The following is a 21,318-nucleotide window of genomic DNA, read 5'->3' as shown; positions in this document are numbered from 1 at the left end:
GCAGCCTACGGCTCCCGCCTCTCCTCGACATGTCGGAAGTGTGCGCCGTGATGGGGCCATGCGGTCCGTTCCCGAAGACCCCGGCTCGCTTCCCGCGGACAACGTTCCGGCGCTGCGCGGGCCCGCCGGAGAGCGCGGTTGTCCGCCCTGACCGCGACGGTGGCCGGGCAAGAGTTGCGGAACCGGGCGACCGCCGCCTGCCTGGCGGAATACGAGAGTGAGCACGGCTCGTTCACCGGGGCCGAACTGCGCGCCGCGGCCGACGCGTGGGACCGGGCCGAGCAGTTGGAGGATCGGTGGCGCGGGCGGATGAGGCCCGCCATGGCGGAGGGCCCGGCCAGGACGTAGGGCGCGGGCGCCGGAGCGGACGCGGCGTTCCCGGTGCTCAGGGGGTGTCGGGAGCGGGCTCGCCGGGGAGGTCGGCCAGTTCGGCCAGGTCCCGTCCGTCGGAGTCCAGCCAGTACCTGGGGCCGGAGGCGTAGCCGGGCCGGTTCCCCGTCAGCTGCTCGACCATCTCCTTCACCAGCGACGTCGGCGCGTAGCACTGGCCGTCGTACTCCCATCGCAGGGGGCGGCTGCGGTCGCCGGTCCAGGTGGCGCGGCCGCGCCTGGGGTCCTCGGCGACCCACCTCTCGATCTCGTTGTTGTCCCAGGCCATGGACTCCGGAAAGGCGCGGAAGCGGAGTGTCTGGCCGGGCTCGACCGAGCCGTTGTCGATGATGCGCAGCACCGCCTTGCGGTTGCGGGTGCTGTTCGCGGCGCGCTGCGCCGTCTCGGCCTTCTCGGCACGGGCGGGAACCACGGTGAACTCCTCCAGCCCCGGTACCGGGTAGAGCACCGAGGTCGTCATCACGTGTGTCCCCCCGCTCGCCCAGAGCCGGAACTGGACCAGCTTGACGTCGATCCCCATCTCGTTCAGCCATACGGCCGACGAGGTCACCTGCTTCGGAAAGGAGCGGGCGACCAGCACGATCCGGGGCTGCTTGAGCAGTGCGACGTCCAGTTCGTCGCCGCAGTGCGCCCGGATGGCCTGCAGTGCTTTCGGGATGTCGTGCTCCTCACCGGAACGCCGCAGGAAGTCCGCGTGGATGCGGGCGAGGTCCTCCTCGGTGAAGCGGGACACCATGGCCGCGTAGGTGATGGCCTGCAGGTGCACGTCGTCCGGGGCGTCGTCGCGTTTCAGCTCGATGACGACGAGGTGCCCCTCGGAGTCGAGGGCCAGCAGGTCCAGCCGGTCGCGGACCCTGTCACCGCCCGGCGTGGCCCACTTGTCGTACTCCTCGGTCAGGATGAGCAGGCCCGGTTCGATGAGGGAGGGATCGGCGATGATCCACTTCTGCAGATCGGCCCGCTCCCGCAGTCCCAGGTCGGCCAACCGGGCCTCCTCCGCCTTGACAGGCTGTGCCGCGTCGATGATCGACACCCGTTCAATCGCCATACCGGTTCCCAGGGTTGCCGTTCGCCTCGCGCTGCTCGGGAAGTCTAGGAAGGAACCGCGGTCCGCCGAAAGCGCCCGACGAGCGGGGCCGGAGCCGCCGACGGCCTGCCGGAGACCGACGGTGCAGGCGGGAAATGGCGATCTCGCAGGTGGAAGGCCGCCGGGGAGGACGCCGGGCCCGGGAGAGGTGTGCTGTCCGTACGCCGGAGCGGGCCCGGGGGGCGCGGGCCGGTCGTATCGTCCTATGCTGCGCGCAGTCATGGCGGTGCGGCCGTCCGGAAGCGGGTTCACGCCGTCCGAGCGCCGGGGTCCGCCGGTTCCCCGAAGGTTCTGAGCGACACCAAGGAGACTTCCAGTGCTCTCACGGGACGAAGCCATCGGTTCGGCACGCCGGTTCCTCGACGAGGCTTTCCCCGAGGGGGAGTTCACGATCGTCGTGCAGCCCGAGCTGACGCAGGAGCATCCGGTGGCATGGGCGGTGCGGTTCGACTCGCAGGAGCACATCGACACCGGGAACATGGCGCTGGCGCCCTTCGTCCGCGTGGTGGTCGTGCCCAAGGACGGCAGCGGGCCGCACTTCCCCCCGACCCACCAGCCGCTGGGCGAGTACCTGGGGGAGCTGGCCAGGGACACCTACACCACCGGCGCCTGACGGACGGCCGCCCCGGAGCCGCTCCGCCCGGTACCGGGCGGAGCGGCCCGGGCGCCGGTGCCCGGGCTCACGGCACGTCCTCGTCCGTCGCCGTCACGCAGGCGCGGGGCCGGCGGGGCCTGCCCTCCATCGCGTCGGCGTCCACGCACGCCGTCAGCTCGAACTCCCCGGAGGCGGGGACCATCCGCGTGTAGGCGTCGTGCCCGAACTCCACGTTGTCCACCGCCACCTTGTCGTCGGCGGTGGTGATCCGCACCCTGTCGCCGATCGCGGCCTGGCGGATCCGCCCCCACGCCGCCTCGCAGACGGTGCTGTACCTGATCTGCAGGCTCACCGGTTCCGTCCGCTCCGCCAGGGTGACCACCTCCGTGTCGCAGCCCGGTTCCTTGGGGTCCAGGTGGAGGCAGGTCGCCCCGGAGCAGCTCTCGCTCGGGACCGGTATCTGCTTGCCGTCGGCGGGAGGCGTCACCGCCTTCGGCGCGTCGTCTCCCCAGACCTTCTCCACGACCACCGGGGTGAGGGCGCCCAGCAGGGTGATCAGGAGCGCTCCCATCAGCGTCTGCGGGCTGTGCCGGGAGGCCCGGCCCGCCAGTCTGCGCCACCATGGCCGCCGGGCGGGCGGGTCCCCGGGGGCGCCGGGTTCGGGCGGGGCGGTGTCCGGCGCTCCATCGTCCGGGGAGCGCGACTCGTCGCGGTCGGTCACGCCGTCTCTCCTCTCGTGTGCGTGCGGTGCGGGGGCACAACGTGGTTTTTCCCGCACCGTTCGTCACCGAGGGAGAACGGCGGGTCACTTTCGGCCAAATATCCTCCGCCCGGAGCGGACGCGCGTGTGGGCCGCCCGCATGCGGCGGGCGGCCCACACCGGGCGGGGCCGTGTGACAGGCTCAGGCCGAGACGGTCTGGAACTCGCGCACGAACGCCTGGGTGAACGCCTTGAGGTCGTCCGGCTTGCGGCTGCTGATCAGGGTGTTCGGTCCTTCGGTGCAGACGGAGACCTGCTCGTCGACCCAGTTGGCGCCGGCGTTGCGCAGATCGGTCTGCAGACTCGGCCAGGAGGTGATCTTCCTGCCGCGCACCACGTCCGCCTCGATCAGCGTCCACGGGCCGTGGCAGATGACCGCCACGGGCTTGCCGGTCTGGAAGAACTCCCGGACGAAGGAGACGGCACCGTCGTCCATCCTCAGGAAGTCCGGGTTGGCGACGCCGCCGGGCAGCACCAGCCCGTCGTAGTCCTCGACCGCGGCCTGGCCGACCTGCTTGTCCACCTCGAAGGTGTCGGCCTTGTCGAGGTGGTCGAACGCCTGGATCCGCCCGCCGGTGGTGGACAGCAGGCTCGGGGTGCCCCCGGCGTCGATCACGGCCTGCCACGGTTCGGTCAGCTCTACCTGCTCCACACCCTCGGGGGCGACGAGAAAGGCGACCTTCACTTCTGCCACGTCCTTTCGGCAGCTCGGGTCCTCGGTACATGCTGCGTACTCCCCCGTACTCGGGTACGGGTTTCCGCCGGAAGCCGTCCTATGCCGCTTTCCTTGTCTTTTCGGGCGGAACGTTCCCGTTCTCCGGCCGGGAACGCGGACGGCCCGCCGGAGCGGATGCTCCGGCGGGCCGCCGCCCGTGCCGCGGGCCGCCCCGTCATGGGCGGGCCCGGTGGCTCATGGGCACGGTGTCGCCCGGGTGACCGCGGGGGTCACCTGGTGCGGTAGGCGTTGACGATCGTCTGGGACAGGGTGTTGCCCTTGATGTCCTTCACGTTCGCCTTGAAGGAGACCGTCCCCTTCCTTCCGGGGTTCTTGAAGGTGATCTTCCCCTTCTTGACGGTGGTCTTCTTCCAGTTCTTGCCGCCGTCGAAGGAGACGTGGACGGTCAGCGACTTCAGGTTCCTGCCCGCGGCCGATCCCTGGACGGTGACCGGTACCGGCATGGTGGCCTTCGCCTTGGCCGTGCCGTCCAGGGCCAGCTTGGGCGTGAAGCGCACCGCCGTCGCCGGGAGGCGGGTCTCCTGCGAGGTGCGGGCCGAGGTGAAGGTGTAGGAGGCGCTCACCTTGGTGCTCAGCCCGGAGACCTTGCCGCGGCTGAGGGTGGTGACCAGCTTGTACCGCGCCTTGCCCTTGGGGAGGGTGAAGCCGGTGTAGTCGAGGATCTCCTTCTCCTCGGCGTACTTCTCGCCGTTGCGGTACAGGGTCGTCCGCGCCGAGTCGTACAGGCTGTCGCCGGGGTTGCCGGCGCCGTCCGCGAGCGGGTTCACCATGCCGTAGAGGTCGTCGCCGTCGCGGAAGATGCCGTCGTACTCGCCCAGTTGGGGCCCGAAGACGCCGTTGTTGAAGGTGCGCTCGTAGGTCCTGCCCGCGGTGAACTTCCGCTCGTCGGCGTAGTAGCCGGCCTCGAAGTCGCCCTTGGCGTCGAACTGCATGAAGTACTGCGACCACCGGGCGCCCTTGGCCTTGACGTAGACCGTGGTGGTGCGCGGGAGCTTGCGCGCGGCACCGGCGAACGAGCCCGCGTGGGACGGCATGGTGGCCAGGACGCCGAGGCGGCCGGGGACCGAGGCGCCCTGCCGGACGTTCAGCCTGGCCATCTCCGACTTCCCGGTGTGCGTCTTCAGGCCGGTGTAGAAGCCGCCCTCGCGGACGTGGAAGGTGTTGTAGTCGGTGTCCTTGCGGGTCCACACGGTACTGGCGGTCGAGGTGGCCTCGACGCGGCCCGTGCCGCCGACCTGCGCGGTGCGCAGGCCCTGGCCGCCGTCGCCCGTGCCGCCGTAGACGCTGACGAAGCCGTCGTCGCCGAGGGCGCCGGTGTACTCGACGGACAGGTCGGTCTGCTTCGCCTTGCGGTCCGGCACCGTCATCCTCACCTCCTCGGCCTTGCGGGCGTCGAAGGTGAGGGTGGTGGCGCGGTCGAGTTCGACCGCCGGGGCCATGAGCCAGTCGCTGCCCTCGTGCTCCTCCTCCGTGCTGCCCGGCAGGGCGATGTCGGTGGACAGCACGTAGGTGCCCTTGGGCGCCCGGACGGTGGTGGTGCCGTCCTTGCCCGTCAGGTCCTTGAACACGTCGGTCCGGTAGCCGATGAGCATGCTGCTCCACAGGGGGGCGGGCCTGCCGTCGCGGCCGAGGGCGCGCACGGTCAGGTCGTAGGACTCCACCTCGCGGTCGACGGCGCCGGCGGTACGGACGCTCTGGCCGCCTCCGGTCGCGGTGACGGCCACGCTGTATCCGCCGTTCACGCTGCCGCCGAGCCGGGTGTCGGCGGTGATGCCGACCGCGGCGGTACCGCCCGCGGGGACGGTGACCTCGTCGGCGGCCAGGGTGAACATGCCCTTGGGCGCGGCCTTGCCCCGGGGATCGGTGGCGGTGGCGGCCAGGGAGAGGGTGACGTCCTCGGTGCCCAGGTTGCGGTAGGTGATGTCCTTGGTGATCGGCTCGTCGTCGCCGTGCGGCCACTGGGCGGTGCCGAAGGCGATCGACACCGGTTCGGCGACGATCGTCTGCTTCAGCGCCTTGTTCACGTCCGCCCGGCCGGATCCCTGCTGGAAGGCGGAGTAGCCCTTGCCGGGCTTGGTGGAGGCCGTCAGCGCGCCCTTGATCCGCTCACCGGTCCAGTCGGGGTACCGCTGGGCCAGCAGTGCCGCCGCGCCCGCGACGTGCGGGGTGGCCATGGAGGTGCCGGAGATGGAGACGTATCCGTCGGCGACCGGGTCGCCCTCCTGCTCGACGATGCTGCCCTTGGCCGCCGCGGCGCCGATGTCCACGCCGGGGGCGGTCAGGTCGGGCTTGACCGCGCCGTCCCCGGTGCGCGGGCCGATGGAGGAGAAGTCGGCGAGCGCGTCCTGCTTGTCGACGGCGCCGACGGTCAGCGCGGCGTCCGCGCTGCCCGGGCTGGCGATGCTGGAGGCGTAGGGGCCCTCGTTGCCGGCGGCGATGACGAAGAGGGCGCCGCTGTCGCGCGACAGCCGGTTGACTGCGTCCTCCATCGGGTCGATCTCGGGGGTGTCGCCGCCGCCGAGGCTGAGGTTGACCACCTCGGCGCCCTGTGCGACGGCCCACTCCATCCCGGCGATGATCTCGGAGTCGTTGCCGTAGCCGTCGTCGTCGAGGACCTTGGCGTTGAGCAGCTTCGCGCCGGGGGCCACGCCCTTGTACCGGCCCTTGGACTTCGCTCCGGAGCCGGCCGCGATGGAGGCTACGTGGGTGCCGTGCCCGTAGCGGTCCCTGGTGTCCTTGGACGCGGAGAAGTTCTTCTCCGCGGCTATCCGCCCGGCGAAGTCGGGGTGGGCGGTGTCTATGCCGGTGTCGAGGACGGCGATGGTGACGCCCTTGCCGTCGTAGCCGGCCTTCCAGGCCGCCGGGGCGCCGATCTGCGCGGTGCTCCTGTCGAGCGCCGCCTTGCGGATGCCGTCGAGGGAGACGGTGGCGACTCCGGGCGCCGCCGCGAGCTGTCCGGCCGCGGACGGGCGGGTCAGGGCCCTCCACGCCTCGGCGGCCCGGTTCTCGGCCACGGACAGCGCCTCGCCGTTGACGGACCGGAGGGTGGCGCGCACGGTCGGGTCGGCCTCGGCGTGGAGTTCGGCCCTGGCCGCGGGCTTCGCGCCGCGGTAGGTGACGATGACCGGTACGTCGGTGCCGGTCCTTGCGCGGTACTGCTCGCGGCTCAGCTCGGTGACGTCGAACAGCCGCCGGTCGAGCCTGCGTTCGGCGATGAGCCGGGTGACGTCCTGCGGGATCACATAGGTGTGGCCCTTGGTGCGGACGACCCGGACGGGTACGTCCTCGCGTCCTTCGGCGCGGACCATCCCGGTGACCCTGCCGCGCCCGTCCAGCACGACCCGGTCGCCGGTGACGAGGGTGACGGAGCGCCGGCCGCGCTCCGTACGGTCGGTCCGGTCGGCCTCCTGCGGTGAACCCGCCCGGGACGGCTGTGCGTTCGGGACGTCGTTCGAACCGCTCCTCGGGGCGGCGGACGATGCGGTGGTCAGCCCCATCGTCAGTGCGACGGCCACGGCGGTGGCTATCGCGGCGGCGCCCGCTCTCCTGCGTTGTGTCAATTTTCCCCCTGGTGAGTCCATCACCATGCGTGGGGGACCCCTGCGGCCCCCCGGCGCGATCAGTCTGCGGGAGGCCGGGACGCCCGCACCATACGGCCTCGTATGGGACAGGTGTTCTGGGTGTGACGCCGCGTCGGTCCCCCCTCGGTCCGGGTGGCCGGCGCGGGGCACTTCCGGCTCTCGCGACGGTGAGGACGCTCCCGGGGCGCCTCCGGGTTCACCTTCGGTCCGGTCTTCCGCGGAATCCCATGCGTTTTTGCCTTTTCGTGGTTTTCCGGTGCCCGGCCGCGGAGCGTCCGGCTAGGGCGGCGGGGAACGGCGGAAGGCGGCGGGGAACGGCGCGGTGCGCCGTTCCCCGCCGCCTTCCGGTGGAGCCGTGCTCCGGGGAGCGGGGGATGCCGTCAGCGGTCCGCCACGGGACCCTTGCGGGGGGTCAGAGGGCGGAACCGGCCTTCCAGTCCTCCCAGGACATGTTCCAGCCGTTGAGGCCGTTGTCCGGGGTGATCTGCTTGTCGGGCGAGTTCTTGACTATGACCACGTCGCCCAGGAGCGAGTTCTCGAAGAACCAGGCACCGTCCTGGCTGGGGTCGTCCGCGCCCTGGACGTCGTTCAGCCCGACACAGCCGTGGCTGGTGTTGACGTTGCCGAAGACCGAGTCGGCGCCCCAGTAGTTGCCGTGGATGAAGGTGCCGGAGGTCGACAGCCGCATGGCGTGCGGCACGTCGGGGATGTCGTACTCGCCCTTGCCGTCGTCGTCGGTGAAGCCGACGGTCGCGCCGTTCATCCGGGTCTCCTTGTACTTCTCGGAGATCACCATCTGGCCGTTGTAGGTCGGGGTCTCGGGCGCGCCCGCGGAGATCTTGAAGGTCTTGACGGTCTTGCCGTCCCGGACGACCTTCATGGTCTTGGTCTTCACGTCGACCGTGCTGACCTGCGAGCGGCCGACGGTGAAGCTGAAGCTCTTGTCCTGGACGCCGGTGATGCCGTCGGAGCCCTCGACGCCGTCGAGGTTGAGGTCGACGGTGACCTTGGAGCCGGCCTTCCAGTAGTCCTCGGGCCGGAAGTCCAGGCGGGTGTCGCTGAACCAGTGGCCCACGACCTCCTGGCCGCTGGTGGTGTTGACCTCGATCGCGGCCTGGACGTCCTTCTTGTTGGCGATGCCCTTGTCGAAGTTGATGGAGACGGGCATGCCGACGCCCACGGTCGAGCCGTCCTCGGGCGTGAAGTAGCCGATGAAGCTGCTGTCGGGCGAGACCGTGGTGAAGGTCGAGTTCTCCAGCGCCTTGCGGCCCTCGGCGTCCTCGGCCTCGGCGGAGATCGTGTACCGGGTGGCGCGCTCCAGCTGGCCGTTGGGCTTCCAGCCGCTGCCGTCCGCCGCGAGGGTGCCCTCGACCTCCTGGCCGGTCGCGGTGGCCTTCATGGTCACCGAGGTGAGCTTGCCGCCCTTCACCTCTACCCGGGCCGCGTGGATGCTGGCGTTGTCCGAGCCGTTCTTGGGCTTGATGACTATTCGGGCTTCGGAGGACTTCTCCGCCGCCGCCCTGTCCACCTGGGCCTGCCCCTTGTCCGGCTTCTTCGCGGAGTCGGCACCGGACTCGCCGTCGCCGCCGCTCTCACCCCCGCACGCCGACAGTGTGAGCACTCCACTGAGCAGCGCGGCCGTCGCCACGACGCCCCTGCGGCGCTTGCCGTCCCTCATCACACGCTTCTCCATCCGCTTACGAACCTCTGGCTCCCCGTTCCGCGTCCCACGCCGTCCGGTGAAGGCGAAGCGGGACGTCCACCCCACGGCCGCACGTACGAGAACGCGAGGGAACTGTGACCCGTTCCACCCAGGGTAAGACTGTGGGGTAAGACACCCTTCCGTCACCAGGGGTTGCACTGGCGGGCGGGAATTCCCCCGCGGTTCCGGATCGTTACCGGCAGGCCCGCCCCCTGTGACTCCCGATCACATCACAGCACTTTCCTCCTGTCACGGGACTTATGTGGCAATGTGACCGATTTCGCATGAGGTGGTCGCACGGCGGGAGCCGCGGACGCCGACCGCCCTTCACGCGGCCCCCCTGCCGTCGTTAGCATCGGTCGCAGCACAGCCTGTCCGCCGTACCGAGGGGGCCCTTCCGTGCGAGCACACCGTCGACCGCTGGTGACCGCCGCCGTCGCGGGCGGCCTCCTGTGCGGCCTGTGGTTCGTACCGTCCGCGAACGCCACCGGCGACGGCGAGCCGACCGGAGCGGCCGCCTCCCGGGCGCAGGCCGGGGCTCAGGTCCAGACCCAGACCCAGACCCAGGCCGGTTCCGGGGGCGAGGTGCTGCTGGCCGACACAGGCAGCTTCGACACCACGCCCTACCTCGTCGGCGGCCTCGGCTTCCTCGGCGCGGGCGCCGCCCTGCTGGTCAACGCCCGCGTCCGCGCCGGCCGCGAGGGTCTCACGCCAGCGGCCCGGTGACGGCCTCGGCCGCCGCCACCAGCCCTCCGGTGCGCACGAACGCCTCCGCCGCCGCCAACTCCGGCGCCAGATAACGGTCTTCCCCCGGGCCCCGCACCCCGGCCTCCCGCGCCGCGGCCACCACGGCCGAGGCGGCGGGCGAGGGGGTCAGCCCGTCCGCCGCGCGCAGCTCGACCGCGCGGGCGGCGGCGCACAGCTCCACGGCCACCACGCGGGTCAGCCCGTCGACGGCGGTGCGCAGCTTGCGGGCGGCCGACCAGCCCATCGAGACGTGGTCCTCCTGCATCGCCGAGGACGGGATCGAGTCCACCGAGGCCGGGACCGCCAGCCGCTTCATCTCGCTGACCAGGGCGGCCTGGGTGTACTGGGCGATCATCAGCCCCGAGTCCACGCCCGCGTCGCCCGCCAGGAAGGGCGGCAGCCCGTGGCTGCGGTTGCGGTCCAGCAGCCGGTCGGTGCGGCGCTCGGCGATGGAGGCCAGGTCGGCCGCGGCGATGGCGAGGAAGTCCAGCACGTAGGCGACCGGAGCGCCGTGGAAGTTGCCGTTGGACTCCACCCGCCCGGCCTCGGGGAGCACCACCGGGTTGTCCACGGCCGCCGCCAGCTCCCGCTCGGCGACGGTACGGGCGTGCGCAAGGGTGTCGCGCCCGGCGCCGGCGACCTGGGGGGCGCAGCGCACCGAGTAGGCGTCCTGCACGCGCGGGGCGTCGTCCTGGTGGTGGCCGGTGAGCCCGGAGCCGGCCAGGACCTTGAGCATGTTGGCGGCGGAGGCGGCCTGGCCGGGGTGGGGGCGGACGGCGTGCAGCTCGGGCGCGAGCACCCGGTCGGTGCCCAGCAGCGCCTCCAGGGTGAGGGCGGCGGTGATGTCGGCGCAGGTGAACAGCCGGGCGAGGTCGTCGCAGGCCATCACCAGCATGCCGAGCATGCCGTCGGTGCCGTTGAGGAGGGCCAGCCCCTCCTTCTCCCGCAGTTCCACGGGGGCCAGCCCGTGCTCGGCCAGCAGCTCGGCCACCGGCCGCACCCGCCCGTCGGGCCCCTCGGCCTCCCCCTCGCCCATCAGGGCCAGCGCGCAGTGCGACAGGGGCGCCAGGTCGCCGGAGCAGCCGAGCGAGCCGTACTCGTGGACGACGGGTGTGATGCGCGCGTTGAGCAGGTCCGCCATGGCGCGGGCCACCTCGGGCCGTACCCCCGTGCGGCCCGAGGCCAGCGTCTTCAGCCGCAGGAACATCAGCGCCCGCACCACCTCGCGCTCCACGCGCGGGCCCATGCCCGCGGCGTGCGAGCGGACGATGTTGCGCTGGAGCTGTACGCGCAGCCCGGCGGGGATGTGGCGCACGGCCAGGGCGCCGAAGCCGGTGGAGACGCCGTAGACGGGGTCGGGGGCCGCGGCCAGGTCGTCGACGATCCGGCGGGCGGCGGCGAGGGCGGCCAGCGCCTCGCCGGACAGTTCGACGCGGGCCAGGCCGCGGGCGACGGCGACGACGTCCTCGGCGGTGGTGCCGGAGGGACCGATCACCACGCGGTTCTGCATATCCATATTCAGGAACACTAAAGAGTGAATCGAGTTCTGTCACGACCCTGCCGGGACCGCGCCGGTCCGCGTGAGCCGCCGGGTCCGCGCGCCGGTGCTCACACGTCCAGGCCGCGCAGCCGGCGGCGGTCGCCCGGGGCTCCGATCCGCCCCTGCTCGGCCTGGTCCGCCAGGCGGACCACGGCGTCCCCGGCGCAGGCCGCACCGGCCTCTCCCCTGGCCGCCCCGGCGTCCGCGCCGCCCTCGCGCCCGGCCACCACCGGCTTGTCGGTGCGGGCGGCCTTGGCCCGGTACTGGGCGGCGTCGGCGAGACGGAACAGCCGGCGGGCCGAGCGGACCGGGCCTATCGGGTCGCCCGTCGAGGCGACCCCGCAGGCCACCCCCTGACCGGTCTCCAGCTCCGCGGCCCGGCGGCACACCTCGTCCGCCACCCGGACCACCTCGTCCGCCGACGGCCCCACCGCCAGCAGGCAGAACTCGTCCCCGCCCAGCCGGGCGGCCAGGGTGTCCGGGAGCATCGCGCCGCACAGGGACAGCACCGAAGCGAAACGTTCCAGCAGCCGGTCGCCGGCCTCGTGGCCCAGCACGTCGTTGACCCTCTTGAGCCCGTTGACGTCGCAGACCAGCAGGCTGACCACCGTCCCGTCCGCACGGTGCCGCTCCAGCGCCTCGTCCAGGCCCGCGTCCACCGCACGGCGGTTCGCCAGGCCGGTGAGGGGATCGGTGAAGGCCAGCCGGCGCACCTCCTCCAGACGCTCGGTCTGGGCGATCCCGGCCGCGATCACCGACGCCAGCGCCTCGGCGAAGTCCGCGTCGGCGCGGTCGAAGACCGGCTGCCCGGCATCGCGCGCCACGTACAGCTCGCCCCACGCCCGCCCGTCCACGACGACCGGGGCGACCACGCAGCAGCCCCGCCCCCGCCTGCGCAGCGCCGGCGGCCGCCGCTCGTGGGGCACCCCGGGACCGTACCGGGACGCCCGGCTCCCGCCGGAGGCCGTCTCCACCCAGGCGCGCGTCCCGGCCCCCGGGCCGCTCCCGGGGCGCAGGCCGGTGATCTCGGGGAAGTCGTGGACCGGGTACGTCTCGTCCTCGGGGAACTCCTCCTCGTCCCCGCGCCGCTCGCCGGCGTTCACCAGCACCCGCAGCAGGCCGCGCTCGCGCTCCCAGACGGACAGGGCCGCGAAGGAGCCGCCCAGCGCGGTCCGCGCGCCCTCGGCGGCCGTGCGGGCGAGGTCGCGCAGGGTGTGGGCGGCGGCCATCTCCTGCGCCAGCCCCACCACGGTCCTCAGCCGCGCGTCGTCACCCATGCCGTACCCGATCCACACGACCCAGGTTATGGGCCTTCACTCCGGGTCGCCGACCGGCTCGCACCGGCCCGCTCCGGCTCACCGGGCTCGTGCCCGCTCAACCCCGGGTCACTCCCCCGGCCAGCGCGGGGCCCGCTTCTCGTTGAAGGCGGCCACGCCCTCGGCCCGGTCGCCGGAGAACGCCACCGAGCGCCAGGCCGCGTCCTCGACCTCCAGACCGGCGCGCAGGTCCATCCCCCATCCGGTGCGCAGCGCCCGCTTGGCCGCCCGCAGGCCCACCGGGGAGTTGGCGGCGATGCGCCGGGCCAGCTCCAGCGCCTCGGCGCGGTCCTCGCCGCGGGCCGCCAGGCGGTCGACCAGACCCAGCTCACGGGCCTCCTGGGCCTCCACCCTGCGCGCGGTGAAGATCAGCTCGGCGGCGCGGGCGGCGCCCACCCGGCGCGGCAGCAGCTGGGTGCCGCCGCCGCCGGGGATCACCCCGACCGACACCTCCGGCAGGCCGACCACCGCGGTGGGGTCCGCGACGATCAGGTCGCAGGACAGGGCCAGCTCGAAGCCGCCGCCGAGCGCGAACCCGTGCACGGCCGCGATCGTCGGCACCGGCAGCTCCAGCACCCCGGTGTAGGCGGCGCGGGCGTACGGCCGCTGCCGGGACAGGTCGGCGTCGCTGAAGGAGTTGCGCTCCTTCAGGTCCGCGCCCACGCAGAAGGCCCGCTCGTGGGTGGAGGAGAGCACCACGGCGCGCACCCGCCGGTCCGCGGCGAGCGCGGCGCAGGCGTCCCCGATGTTGCGGGCCATCTCGGTGGAGACGGCGTTCATCGCCTTCGGCCGGTCCAGCACCAGCTCGGCGACGTGCCCGTCCGGCTCCCGCCGCACCGCGACCCACTCGCCGAACCGCTCCTCGCCCACGCCCTCGTGCACGCTCACGTCGCCCACACAGCCCTTCCGGTTAACGATCGCTCACTGGTGTACGGGCGCATCATGCCATCCGCCCCGCCCGGCGGTCAGGGGTGAGCGGCGGGCAGGCGGGCGACGGGCGTGCGCAGGGGCGGGGGGGAAGGGGGGGAAGGCGGGAAGGCGATCAGGAGCCGGAGGAGCGGCGGGTCAGCAGCCAGGGCTCGATGACGCCGAGACCGCGCACCGGGCGCCGGTACAGGGGACGGAGCGCGAAGCGGTACGACGCGCCGGCGTCCGTCTCCTTCTCCGACTCCGGGGCCTCCCCGGCGGCGACCAGCTCGGCGCGCAGCGCGCCGTCCACCAGCACCGTGTCCTTGGGCGCTATCGAGGTGAGCCGGCTGGCCAGGTTGACCGTGTTGCCGAAGACGTCGCCCATCCGGGTGGTGACCGTGCCCAGGGCCATGCCCACCCGCAGCTCGGGCATCGTCGCGTCGTTGGCCAGGGTCTCGATCAGCCGCAGCCCGATCTCGGCCGCGGTGCCCGCGTCGTCGGCGACGTAGAGCACCTCGTCGCCGAGCGTCTTGATCAGCCGGCCGCCGTGCGCGGCGACCAGGTCGGCGGCGGTGGTCTCGAACGCCTCGACCAGCTCGCCCAGCTCCTCCTCCTCCAGCCGGCGCGTCAGCCGGGTGAAGCCGACCAGGTCGGCGAAGGCGACCGCCAGGCGCCGGTCGACCATCTCCTCGTCGTCGGCCGCCTGCACCACCCGGCCGGTGGCGGCGGCGAGCTGCCGCCGCCAGACGTACACCAGGAACTCCTGGAGCTCCGGCAGCAGCAGCTCGACCAGTGGGTAGGCCACCTCGGTGCGGGTCATGCCCGGCTCGGGCGGCTCGGTCAGTCCCTCCAGGAAGGAGTCGATCTGCCACTCGGCCAGCCGCGCGGTGGTCTGCCCGGTGGACCGCGCCACCTGCACCGCCATCGCCTCGCTGAGCAGCCCCGCCTCCACCAGGCCGGCCAGCCGCCGCAGCGCGATCACGTCCGTCTCGGTGAGCGCCTTGGCCTGGCCGATGTCGGCGAACCCCATCGCGCGCCAGAAGCGGGCGGCCAGCTCCATCGGGACGTCGGCGGCGCGGGCCGCCTGGAAGGGCGTGTACTGCCGCCCGGCGCCGAGGATCAGCTGCTCGATGCGGAGCGCGAGGGGGTCCTCCTCCGGATGGGCCGGGTCGCCGGCCGCCTCGCCGTCCGTCGTCGGCTCTTCGGCTGGGGTGCCCGAGTCGTCCACTGCCCTTCCGATCCACTCACTGCCGCCGCGCCCGCCGCGCTGGGTCGACTCAACGATACGGCAGGTGTGCCCTGGCTCACTCTCCCGGCGACCGCCCCCGCGGCCGTCCCGGCGACCGCCCCTACACCCCCTCCGAACCGGGCCTGAGGTGCACGATGTCGCCCGCGCCCACCGGCTGCTGCACGCCCTCGCCACCGGCCAGGACCAGCCGTCCGCCGTCGTCCACCGCGACCGCCTCGCCCAGCAGCTCGCGCTCCCCGGGCAGCACCGCGCGCACCCGCCGGCCCAGTGTGGCGCAGCCGGCGGTGTACGCCTCGCGCACCCCGCTCGCCTCCGGGTCGCCGTCCGCGTCCCGCCAGCGGCCGTACCACTCCTGGAGCGAGCGCAGCACCGCGCGCAGCAGGGTGTCGCGGTCGGTGACGCGCGCGCCCGCCAGGGCCAGGGAGCCGGCCCCGGGCACCGGCAGCTCCTCCTCGCGCAGTGTGACGTTGAGCCCGATGCCCAGCACCACGGCGGCGGGGCCGCCGGGGCGCTCGACCCGTTCGGAGAGGATGCCGCCGATCTTGCGTTCCTCGTCCCCGGAGCGCACCAGGACGTCGTTGGGCCACTTGAGCACCACGTCCGCCCCGGCGGTGCGGGACAGCGCGGAGGCGGTGGCGACCCCGGCGAGCAGCGGCAGCCAGCTCCACCGCTCGGCGGGCACCTCGGGGACCAGCACCACGGAGAGGAACAGCCCCGAGCGGGCGGGCGCCGTCCAGGTGCGCTCCAGCCGCCCGCGCCCGGCCGTCTGCCGCTCGGCGACCAGCACCTGTCCCTCGCGCGCCTCGCCGCGGGCGGCCCGCGCGGCGAGGTCGGTGTTGGTGGAGCCGGTGGAGTCCACCACCTCCAGCGAGGTCCACAGCGATTCGGGCCGCACCAGCGCACGGCTCAGCGAGGCGGCGTCCAGCGGGGGGCGCTCCAGGTCCGACCAGGGACTGTCCGACGGGTCGTTCGGTGTCATGCAAGACAGATTAGGTGTGGCAAACGCCGCACCGCCGGATCACTCCCGCGCCGATACGCTACGAGTCGGTAGCCAGACGCCACGACGCACGACGCACGACGACCAGACGCCACGACGAGGAGCCGCAGCCCGTGTCCGAGCAGCAGAGCCCAGCCCCCGAGGACCAGGATCGTCACACGACCGCGGGCAGGATCGCGGATCTGCGGCGGCGCATCGAGGAGGCCACGCACGCGGGTTCGGCGCGCGCGGTGGAGAAGCAGCACGCCAAGGGCAAGCTGACCGCCCGCGAGCGGATCGAACTGCTGCTGGACGAGGGGTCGTTCACGGAACTGGACGAGTTCGCCCGCCACCGTTCGACCAACTTCGGCCTGGACGCCAACCGCCCCTACGGCGACGGCGTCGTCACCGGCTACGGCACGGTCGACGGCCGCCCGGTGGCCGTCTTCTCCCAGGACTTCACCGTCTTCGGCGGCGCGCTGGGCGAGGTCTTCGGCCAGAAGATCGTCAAGGTGATGGACTTCGCACTGAAGACCGGCTGCCCGGTCATCGGCATCAACGACTCCGGCGGCGCCCGCATCCAGGAGGGCGTGGCCTCCCTGGGCGCCTACGGCGAGATCTTCCGCCGCAACACCCACGCCTCCGGGGTGATCCCGCAGATCTCGCTGGTGGTCGGCCCGTGCGCGGGCGGCGCGGTCTACTCCCCGGCGATCACCGACTTCACGGTGATGGTCGACCAGACCTCGCACATGTTCATCACCGGCCCCGACGTCATCAAGACGGTCACCGGCGAGGACGTCGGCTTCGAGGAGCTGGGCGGCGCCCGCACCCACAACTCCACCTCCGGTGTCGCGCACTACATGGCCTCCGGCGAGGAGGACGCGGTCGAGTACGTCAAGGCGCTGCTGTCGTACCTGCCCTCCAACAACCTCTCCGAGCCGCCCGCCTTCCCCGAGGAGGCGGACCTGGAGACCTCCGAGACCGACCGCGAGCTGGACACGCTGATCCCGGACTCGGCCAACCAGCCGTACGACATGCACGACGTGATCGAGCACGTGCTGGACGACGGCGAGTTCCTGGAGACCCAGCCGCTGTTCGCGCCGAACATCCTCACCGGCTTCGGCCGGGTGGAGGGCCACCCGGTCGGCATCGTCGCCAACCAGCCGATGCAGTTCGCCGGCTGCCTGGACATCGACGCCTCCGAGAAGGCCGCGCGCTTCGTGCGCACCTGCGACGCCTTCAACGTCCCCGTGCTGACCTTCGTGGACGTGCCCGGCTTCCTGCCCGGCACCGACCAGGAGTACGGCGGCATCATCCGGCGCGGCGCCAAGCTGATCTACGCCTACGCCGAGGCGACGGTGCCGCTGATCACCGTCATCACCCGCAAGGCGTTCGGCGGCGCGTACGACGTGATGGGCTCCAAGCACCTGGGCGCCGACCTCAACTTCGCCTGGCCCACCGCCCAGATCGCGGTGATGGGCGCGCAGGGCGCGGTCAACATCCTGCACCGCAGGACGCTGGCGGCGGCGAAGAGCGACGAGGAGCGCGAGGAGCTGCGGGCCAAGCTCACCGCCGAGTACGAGGACACCCTGCTCAACCCGTACGTGGCCGCCGAGCGCGGGTACGTGGACGCGGTGGTGGTGCCCTCCGAGACGCGCCGCCACATCGTGCGGGGCCTGCGCTCGCTGCGCAACAAGCGCGAGTCGCTGCCGCCGAAGAAGCACGGCAACATCCCGCTCTGACCGCCCTCCGACCGCCCTACCGACCGACCGCGACAGCGACAGCGAGGAGACCGTGACGTGATCAAGGTCGTACGCGGCAATCCGACCCCCGAGGAACTGGCAGCCGCCCTGGCGGTGGTGCGCACCCGGGCCGCGGCCCTCGCTGCGGCGGGGTCCGGCGGGCCCGGCGCCGAGCGCGGCTCGGAGTGGTCGGACCCGGCCCGCACCGTCCCCGGCCGCCGTCTGCCGCACCCCGGCCCGCGGGCCTGGCGGACGGCGTACTGGCCCGCCTGAACCGGGCCCGCACCGGGGCGCACGCGCCGCGCACGAGCGGGCGGGGGCGCCTGAGTACGCGTACTCAGGCGCCCCCGCCCGCCGTGGCGCAGGATCGGGAGCATGCTCTGGTCCGACCCGGCCGACGAACCCCCCGAGGAGCTGCGCACCACCCAGGCGATGCTCCGCCGCGCCGGCTGGCTGCTCGCCGTCGCCATGGTGGCGGTCTTCCTGCTGCTGTGAGCGCGGCCCCGGACCGGGGCGGCCGACGGGCTTCCTAGGATGGGCCCATGGCCCACAACACCGCGCCCCGCCGCCGTCTCGTCCTCGCCTCCCAGTCCCCCGCCCGGCTCGGGCTGCTCCGGCAGGCGGGGATGGCTCCCGAGGTGATCGTCAGCGGTGTGGACGAGGACGCCCTGGACGCCCCCACCCCGGGCGAGCTGGCCCTGCTGCTGGCCGAGGCGAAGGCCGGCGCCGTGGCCGGGCGCCCCGAGGCCGCCGGCGCGCTCGTCGTCGGCTGCGACTCGGTGCTGGAGCTGGACGGGCGGCCGCTGGGCAAGCCGGCGGACGCCGAGGAGGCCACCGCCCGCTGGAAGGACATGCGCGGGCGGGCGGGCGTCCTGGTGACCGGGCACTGCGTGGTGGACACCGCCACCGGCCGCCGCGCCTCGGCGACCGCCGCCACCACCGTCCGCTTCGGCGAGCCGAGCGACGAGGAGATCGCCGCCTACGTCGCCAGCGGGGAACCGCTGCACGTCGCGGGCGCCTTCACCCTCGACGGCCGCTCGGCGCCCTTCGTGGACGGCATCGAGGGCGACCACGGCAACGTCATCGGGCTGTCGCTGCCGCTGCTGCGCCGCCTCCTGGCCGAACTGGGCGTCCCGATCACGGAGCTGTGGGCCTGAGGGACGGCCCCGCCGGTCCCCCCGGCGCCTCCGGCCCACCCGGCGCGTCCTGTTCCGCCGTACGGCCACGGGGGGCGTAGGCCACCAGGGTCAGCACCAGCAGTCCCAGCACGAGCATCATCGCCGCGAACGCCGCCCAGCCCACCAGCCCGACGGTCAGGGCGCCGACCACCCCGTGCACCACGGCCGCGCCGGCCAGCAGGGCGCGGGCGGGGCCGGCGGGCGGCCGGTCGGCCAGCCCCGTGCGCAGCAGAAGGCAGGCGCACAGCAGCAGGTAGGCGCCGAGGACCGCGCCGCCGATCCAGGTGGAGACGGCCATCAGACGCGGGTCGAGCCCGGCCAGGGACATCTCCTGACGGTCGACCATGAGCCCCAGGACCCAGTGCAGCCATCCGGCGCCGGCGGCCTCGGCCGCGAGCACCGCGGCCGCGGTCAGGGCCACCGGCCTTCTGTGCGCCATCCCGTCCCCCGCCCGTCGTCCCGTGGGCGCGCGGCGCGCCGCCCTTCGACAGCGCGCATGCTACTAACGGGTAACGGCTCGGGAAAGACCCCGCACCCCGGCAAAGAATCACCCCGCCGTTCGTAGGAACCCCACAAAAAGTCGGAGACGCTCGCTCTCCGCCTGGACAGTAACCTTGACCACACCGAAGATCTCCAGCCGGACGCGAGATCCCGGCGTACCGTGTACCCACAAGGGATTTGGGCTCCCCGGGTCTCCCGGGGTCACATTCCGTGTGGGCAAGCTCACCCCCCTGGGCGACTCGGCCTGCGGTGTCGCCGATACCTAAACTCACATCGCTCATACTGTTGCGGCCCAGCGCCAAGGAGGAAGCCATCGTGCGCAAGGTGCTCATCGCCAATCGCGGTGAAATCGCTGTCCGGGTCGCCCGGGCCTGCCGGGACGCCGGGATCGCGAGCGTGGCCGTCTACGCCGACCCGGACCGGGACGCACTCCACGTGCGGGTGGCGGACGAGGCCTTCGCGCTCGGCGGTGACACCCCCGCCACCAGTTACCTGGACATCGCCAAGGTGCTGAAGGCCGCCGCCGACTCCGGCGCGGACGCGATCCACCCCGGCTACGGCTTCCTGTCGGAGAACGCCGAGTTCGCCCAGGCCGTCATCGACGCCGGACTGAACTGGATCGGCCCGCCCCCGCAGGCCATCCGCGACCTGGGCGACAAGGTCGCCGCCCGCCACATCGCCCAGCGCGCCGGCGCCCCGCTGGTGGCCGGCACCCCCGACCCGGTCTCCGGCGCGGACGAGGTGGTGGCCTTCGCCAAGGAGCACGGCCTGCCGATCGCCATCAAGGCCGCCTTCGGCGGCGGCGGCCGCGGCCTGAAGGTCGCCCGCACGCTGGAGGAGGTCCCCGAGCTGTACGACTCGGCCGTGCGCGAGGCGGTGGCCGCCTTCGGCCGCGGCGAGTGCTTCGTGGAGCGCTACCTGGACCGGCCCCGGCACGTGGAGACCCAGTGCCTGGCCGACAAGCACGGCAACGTGGTGGTCGTCTCCACCCGTGACTGCTCGCTGCAGCGCCGCCACCAGAAGCTGGTGGAGGAGGCCCCCGCGCCGTTCCTGACGCCGGAGCAGAACGCCGAGCTGTACCGCGCCTCGAAGGCCATCCTGAAGGAGGCCGGCTACGTCGGCGCCGGCACCTGCGAGTTCCTCGTCGGCCAGGACGGCACGATCTCCTTCCTGGAGGTCAACACCCGCCTGCAGGTCGAGCACCCGGTCACCGAGGAGGTCACCGGCATCGACCTGGTGCGCGAGATGTTCCGCATCGCCGACGGCGAGGAGCTGGGCTACGACGACCCGCCGGTGCGCGGCCACTCCTTCGAGTTCCGCATCAACGGCGAGGACCCCGGCCGCAACTTCCTGCCCGCCCCGGGCACCGTGACGAGGTTCGACCCGCCCACCGGCCCGGGCGTGCGCCTGGACGCGGGCGTGGAGTCCGGCTCGGTCATCGGCCCGGCCTGGGACTCGCTGCTGGCCAAGCTGATCGTCAGCGGCGCCACCCGGCAGCAGGCCCTCCAGCGCGCCGCCCGGGCGCTGGCGGAGTTCCAGGTCGAGGGCATGGCCACCGCCATCCCCTTCCACCGCACGGTGGTCGCCGACCCGGCCTTCGCCCCCGAGGTCAACGGCCGGCCCGCCGACCCGTTCACCGTCCACACCCGTTGGATCGAGACCGAGTTCGTCAACGACATCAAGCCCTTCGCCGCGCCCGGCGCGGACGAGGAGGACGACGAGCCCGGCCGCGAGACGGTGGTCGTCGAGGTCGGCGGCAAGCGCCTGGAGGTCTCCCTGCCCGCATCGCTGGGCATGACCCTGGCCCGCACCGCCGCGGCCGGCGGCGCCCGTCCCAAGCGGCGCGCGGCCAAGAAGTCCGGCCCGGCCGCCTCCGGCGACGCGCTGGCCTCCCCGATGCAGGGCACCATCGTCAAGGTCGCCGTCGAGGAGGGCCAGACGGTCGCCGAGGGCGAGCTGATCGTGGTGCTGGAGGCGATGAAGATGGAGCAGCCCATCAACGCCCACCGCGCCGGCACCGTCAAGGGCCTCAACGCCGCCGTCGGCGCCTCCCTCAGCTCCGGCGCCGTCATCTGCGAGATCAAGGACTGAGCCCCGCGCCACCCCGGCACACGGAGGGGGGGCGGGACGGCCGCGGCCGTCCCGCCCCTCTTCCGCTCGTACGGCGCGGTACGCGCCCGGGCGGGTGGTCGGCCTCAGTGGCGGCGGGGCGCCAGATCCGCGACCCGGCCCATCGTCTGCCCTTCGCCCGGGGCGAGGGGCGGGGCCGCGCGCAACTGGGCGCCGCCCCCGCCGCCCGGCGGGTGGTG

The 21,318-nt window shown here is 73.2% G+C and carries 19 protein-coding genes; 8 read left to right on the top strand and 11 right to left on the bottom strand.

What is annotated here, in order from left to right; translation table 11 throughout:
- Window positions 1-138 precede the first annotated feature (138 nt).
- Window positions 139-348, top strand: a complete 210-nt coding sequence (locus ACLIYP_RS15405; protein WP_412713697.1) for a hypothetical protein — start codon at window positions 139-141, stop codon at window positions 346-348.
- A 37-nt stretch (window positions 349-385) separates the two neighbouring features.
- On the opposite strand, the gene ACLIYP_RS15400 is transcribed toward ACLIYP_RS15405, so the two are convergent.
- Complete coding sequence (locus ACLIYP_RS15400; protein ID WP_412713696.1) at window positions 386-1,438, bottom strand: DNA-binding protein; 1,053 nt, start codon at window positions 1,436-1,438, stop codon at window positions 386-388.
- Window positions 1,439-1,793: 355 nt separating this feature from the next.
- On the opposite strand from ACLIYP_RS15400, the gene ACLIYP_RS15395 reads away from it, so the two are divergent.
- Window positions 1,794-2,090, top strand: a complete 297-nt coding sequence (locus ACLIYP_RS15395) for a YrhB domain-containing protein (protein ID WP_093661694.1) — start codon at window positions 1,794-1,796, stop codon at window positions 2,088-2,090.
- A 67-nt stretch (window positions 2,091-2,157) separates the two neighbouring features.
- Here the strand turns inward: ACLIYP_RS15395 and ACLIYP_RS15390 are convergent, their stop codons facing one another.
- The 4 genes from ACLIYP_RS15390 to ACLIYP_RS15375 form a co-directional block, all read right to left on the bottom strand.
- The gene (locus tag ACLIYP_RS15390) at window positions 2,158-2,793 is read right to left on the bottom strand and encodes a DUF2690 domain-containing protein (protein WP_412713695.1); all 636 of its coding nucleotides are present in this window, start codon (window positions 2,791-2,793) and stop codon (window positions 2,158-2,160) included.
- A gap of 181 nt (window positions 2,794-2,974) precedes the next feature.
- Window positions 2,975-3,517, bottom strand: coding sequence for a type 1 glutamine amidotransferase domain-containing protein (locus ACLIYP_RS15385; RefSeq protein WP_412713708.1), 543 nt, complete (start codon window positions 3,515-3,517; stop codon window positions 2,975-2,977).
- A gap of 260 nt (window positions 3,518-3,777) precedes the next feature.
- Window positions 3,778-7,128, bottom strand: coding sequence for a S8 family peptidase (locus tag ACLIYP_RS15380; RefSeq protein ID WP_412713694.1), 3,351 nt, complete (start codon window positions 7,126-7,128; stop codon window positions 3,778-3,780).
- Between the two features lie 433 nt (window positions 7,129-7,561).
- Window positions 7,562-8,842, bottom strand: coding sequence for a L,D-transpeptidase (locus tag ACLIYP_RS15375; RefSeq protein WP_412713693.1), 1,281 nt, complete (start codon window positions 8,840-8,842; stop codon window positions 7,562-7,564).
- 408 nt (window positions 8,843-9,250) lie between these two features.
- Here ACLIYP_RS15375 and ACLIYP_RS15370 point away from each other — a divergent pair, with 408 nt between their 5' ends.
- Window positions 9,251-9,577: a hypothetical protein gene (locus ACLIYP_RS15370; protein ID WP_412713692.1), complete on the top strand. Its 327-nt coding sequence runs from the start codon at window positions 9,251-9,253 to the stop codon at window positions 9,575-9,577.
- On the opposite strand, the gene hutH is transcribed toward ACLIYP_RS15370, so the two are convergent.
- The 5 genes from hutH to ACLIYP_RS15345 all read right to left on the bottom strand — a co-directional run bounded on the left by hutH (window position 9,558) and on the right by ACLIYP_RS15345 (window position 15,591).
- Window positions 9,558-11,114 carry a histidine ammonia-lyase gene (hutH, locus tag ACLIYP_RS15365; RefSeq protein WP_412713691.1) on the bottom strand — a complete coding sequence of 519 codons (1,557 nt, stop codon included), beginning with the start codon at window positions 11,112-11,114 and terminating at the stop codon, window positions 9,558-9,560. The two genes, ACLIYP_RS15370 and hutH, sit on opposite strands and share 20 nt — an antisense overlap.
- Window positions 11,115-11,206: 92 nt before the next feature.
- Complete coding sequence (locus ACLIYP_RS15360; RefSeq protein WP_412713690.1) at window positions 11,207-12,415, bottom strand: GGDEF domain-containing protein; 1,209 nt, start codon at window positions 12,413-12,415, stop codon at window positions 11,207-11,209.
- Window positions 12,416-12,523: 108 nt separating this feature from the next.
- On the bottom strand, window positions 12,524-13,324 hold the full coding sequence (locus ACLIYP_RS15355; RefSeq protein WP_412713707.1) for an enoyl-CoA hydratase/isomerase family protein: 801 nt from the start codon (window positions 13,322-13,324) through the stop codon (window positions 12,524-12,526).
- 172 nt (window positions 13,325-13,496) lie between these two features.
- On the bottom strand, window positions 13,497-14,591 hold the full coding sequence (locus tag ACLIYP_RS15350; protein ID WP_412713689.1) for an adenylate/guanylate cyclase domain-containing protein: 1,095 nt from the start codon (window positions 14,589-14,591) through the stop codon (window positions 13,497-13,499).
- A 121-nt stretch (window positions 14,592-14,712) separates the two neighbouring features.
- Window positions 14,713-15,591 carry a biotin--[acetyl-CoA-carboxylase] ligase gene (locus ACLIYP_RS15345; RefSeq protein ID WP_412713688.1) on the bottom strand — a complete coding sequence of 293 codons (879 nt, stop codon included), beginning with the start codon at window positions 15,589-15,591 and terminating at the stop codon, window positions 14,713-14,715.
- Between the two features lie 131 nt (window positions 15,592-15,722).
- Here ACLIYP_RS15345 and ACLIYP_RS15340 point away from each other — a divergent pair, with 131 nt between their 5' ends.
- The 4 genes from ACLIYP_RS15340 to ACLIYP_RS15325 all read left to right on the top strand — a co-directional run bounded on the left by ACLIYP_RS15340 (window position 15,723) and on the right by ACLIYP_RS15325 (window position 18,487).
- Window positions 15,723-17,330: an acyl-CoA carboxylase subunit beta gene (locus ACLIYP_RS15340; protein ID WP_412713687.1), complete on the top strand. Its 1,608-nt coding sequence runs from the start codon at window positions 15,723-15,725 to the stop codon at window positions 17,328-17,330.
- A gap of 57 nt (window positions 17,331-17,387) precedes the next feature.
- The gene (locus ACLIYP_RS15335) at window positions 17,388-17,603 is read left to right on the top strand and encodes an acyl-CoA carboxylase subunit epsilon (RefSeq protein WP_412713686.1); all 216 of its coding nucleotides are present in this window, start codon (window positions 17,388-17,390) and stop codon (window positions 17,601-17,603) included.
- 102 nt (window positions 17,604-17,705) lie between these two features.
- The gene (gene mmpB, locus ACLIYP_RS15330; protein ID WP_410536839.1) at window positions 17,706-17,825 is read left to right on the top strand and encodes a morphogenic membrane protein MmpB; all 120 of its coding nucleotides are present in this window, start codon (window positions 17,706-17,708) and stop codon (window positions 17,823-17,825) included.
- A gap of 47 nt (window positions 17,826-17,872) precedes the next feature.
- Window positions 17,873-18,487, top strand: coding sequence for a nucleoside triphosphate pyrophosphatase (locus ACLIYP_RS15325; RefSeq protein WP_412713685.1), 615 nt, complete (start codon window positions 17,873-17,875; stop codon window positions 18,485-18,487).
- Here ACLIYP_RS15325 and ACLIYP_RS15320 read toward each other — a convergent pair.
- The gene (locus ACLIYP_RS15320; protein WP_412713684.1) at window positions 18,468-18,947 is read right to left on the bottom strand and encodes a hypothetical protein; all 480 of its coding nucleotides are present in this window, start codon (window positions 18,945-18,947) and stop codon (window positions 18,468-18,470) included. The genes ACLIYP_RS15325 and ACLIYP_RS15320 overlap by 20 nt on opposite strands.
- A gap of 377 nt (window positions 18,948-19,324) precedes the next feature.
- Between ACLIYP_RS15320 and ACLIYP_RS15315 the strand changes: the two genes are divergently transcribed.
- Window positions 19,325-21,100, top strand: a complete 1,776-nt coding sequence (locus tag ACLIYP_RS15315) for an acetyl/propionyl/methylcrotonyl-CoA carboxylase subunit alpha (RefSeq protein WP_412713683.1) — start codon at window positions 19,325-19,327, stop codon at window positions 21,098-21,100.
- Window positions 21,101-21,318: the final 218 nt, after the last annotated feature.

The organism is Streptomyces nanhaiensis, from assembly GCF_046614825.1.
Lineage (GTDB): Bacteria > Actinomycetota > Actinomycetes > Streptomycetales > Streptomycetaceae > Streptomyces > Streptomyces radiopugnans.
Note: the sequence above shows the minus strand (reverse complement) of the source record. Positions and strands in the feature narration are given on the sequence as shown.

Excerpts from the sequence above, each read along its gene's own strand:
- ACLIYP_RS15400 (WP_412713696.1), bottom strand. The coding sequence starts at position 1,438 with ATGGCGATTGAACGGGTGTCGATCATCGACGCGGCACAGCCTGTCAAG.
- ACLIYP_RS15375 (WP_412713693.1), bottom strand. The coding sequence starts at position 8,842 with ATGGAGAAGCGTGTGATGAGGGACGGCAAGCGCCGCAGGGGCGTCGTG.
- hutH (WP_412713691.1), bottom strand. The coding sequence starts at position 11,114 with ATGGATATGCAGAACCGCGTGGTGATCGGTCCCTCCGGCACCACCGCC.
- ACLIYP_RS15360 (WP_412713690.1), bottom strand. The coding sequence starts at position 12,415 with ATGGGTGACGACGCGCGGCTGAGGACCGTGGTGGGGCTGGCGCAGGAG.
- ACLIYP_RS15345 (WP_412713688.1), bottom strand. The coding sequence starts at position 15,591 with ATGACACCGAACGACCCGTCGGACAGTCCCTGGTCGGACCTGGAGCGC.
- mmpB (WP_410536839.1), top strand. The coding sequence starts at position 17,706 with ATGCTCTGGTCCGACCCGGCCGACGAACCCCCCGAGGAGCTGCGCACC.
- ACLIYP_RS15325 (WP_412713685.1), top strand. The coding sequence starts at position 17,873 with ATGGCCCACAACACCGCGCCCCGCCGCCGTCTCGTCCTCGCCTCCCAG.
- ACLIYP_RS15320 (WP_412713684.1), bottom strand. The coding sequence starts at position 18,947 with ATGGCGCACAGAAGGCCGGTGGCCCTGACCGCGGCCGCGGTGCTCGCG.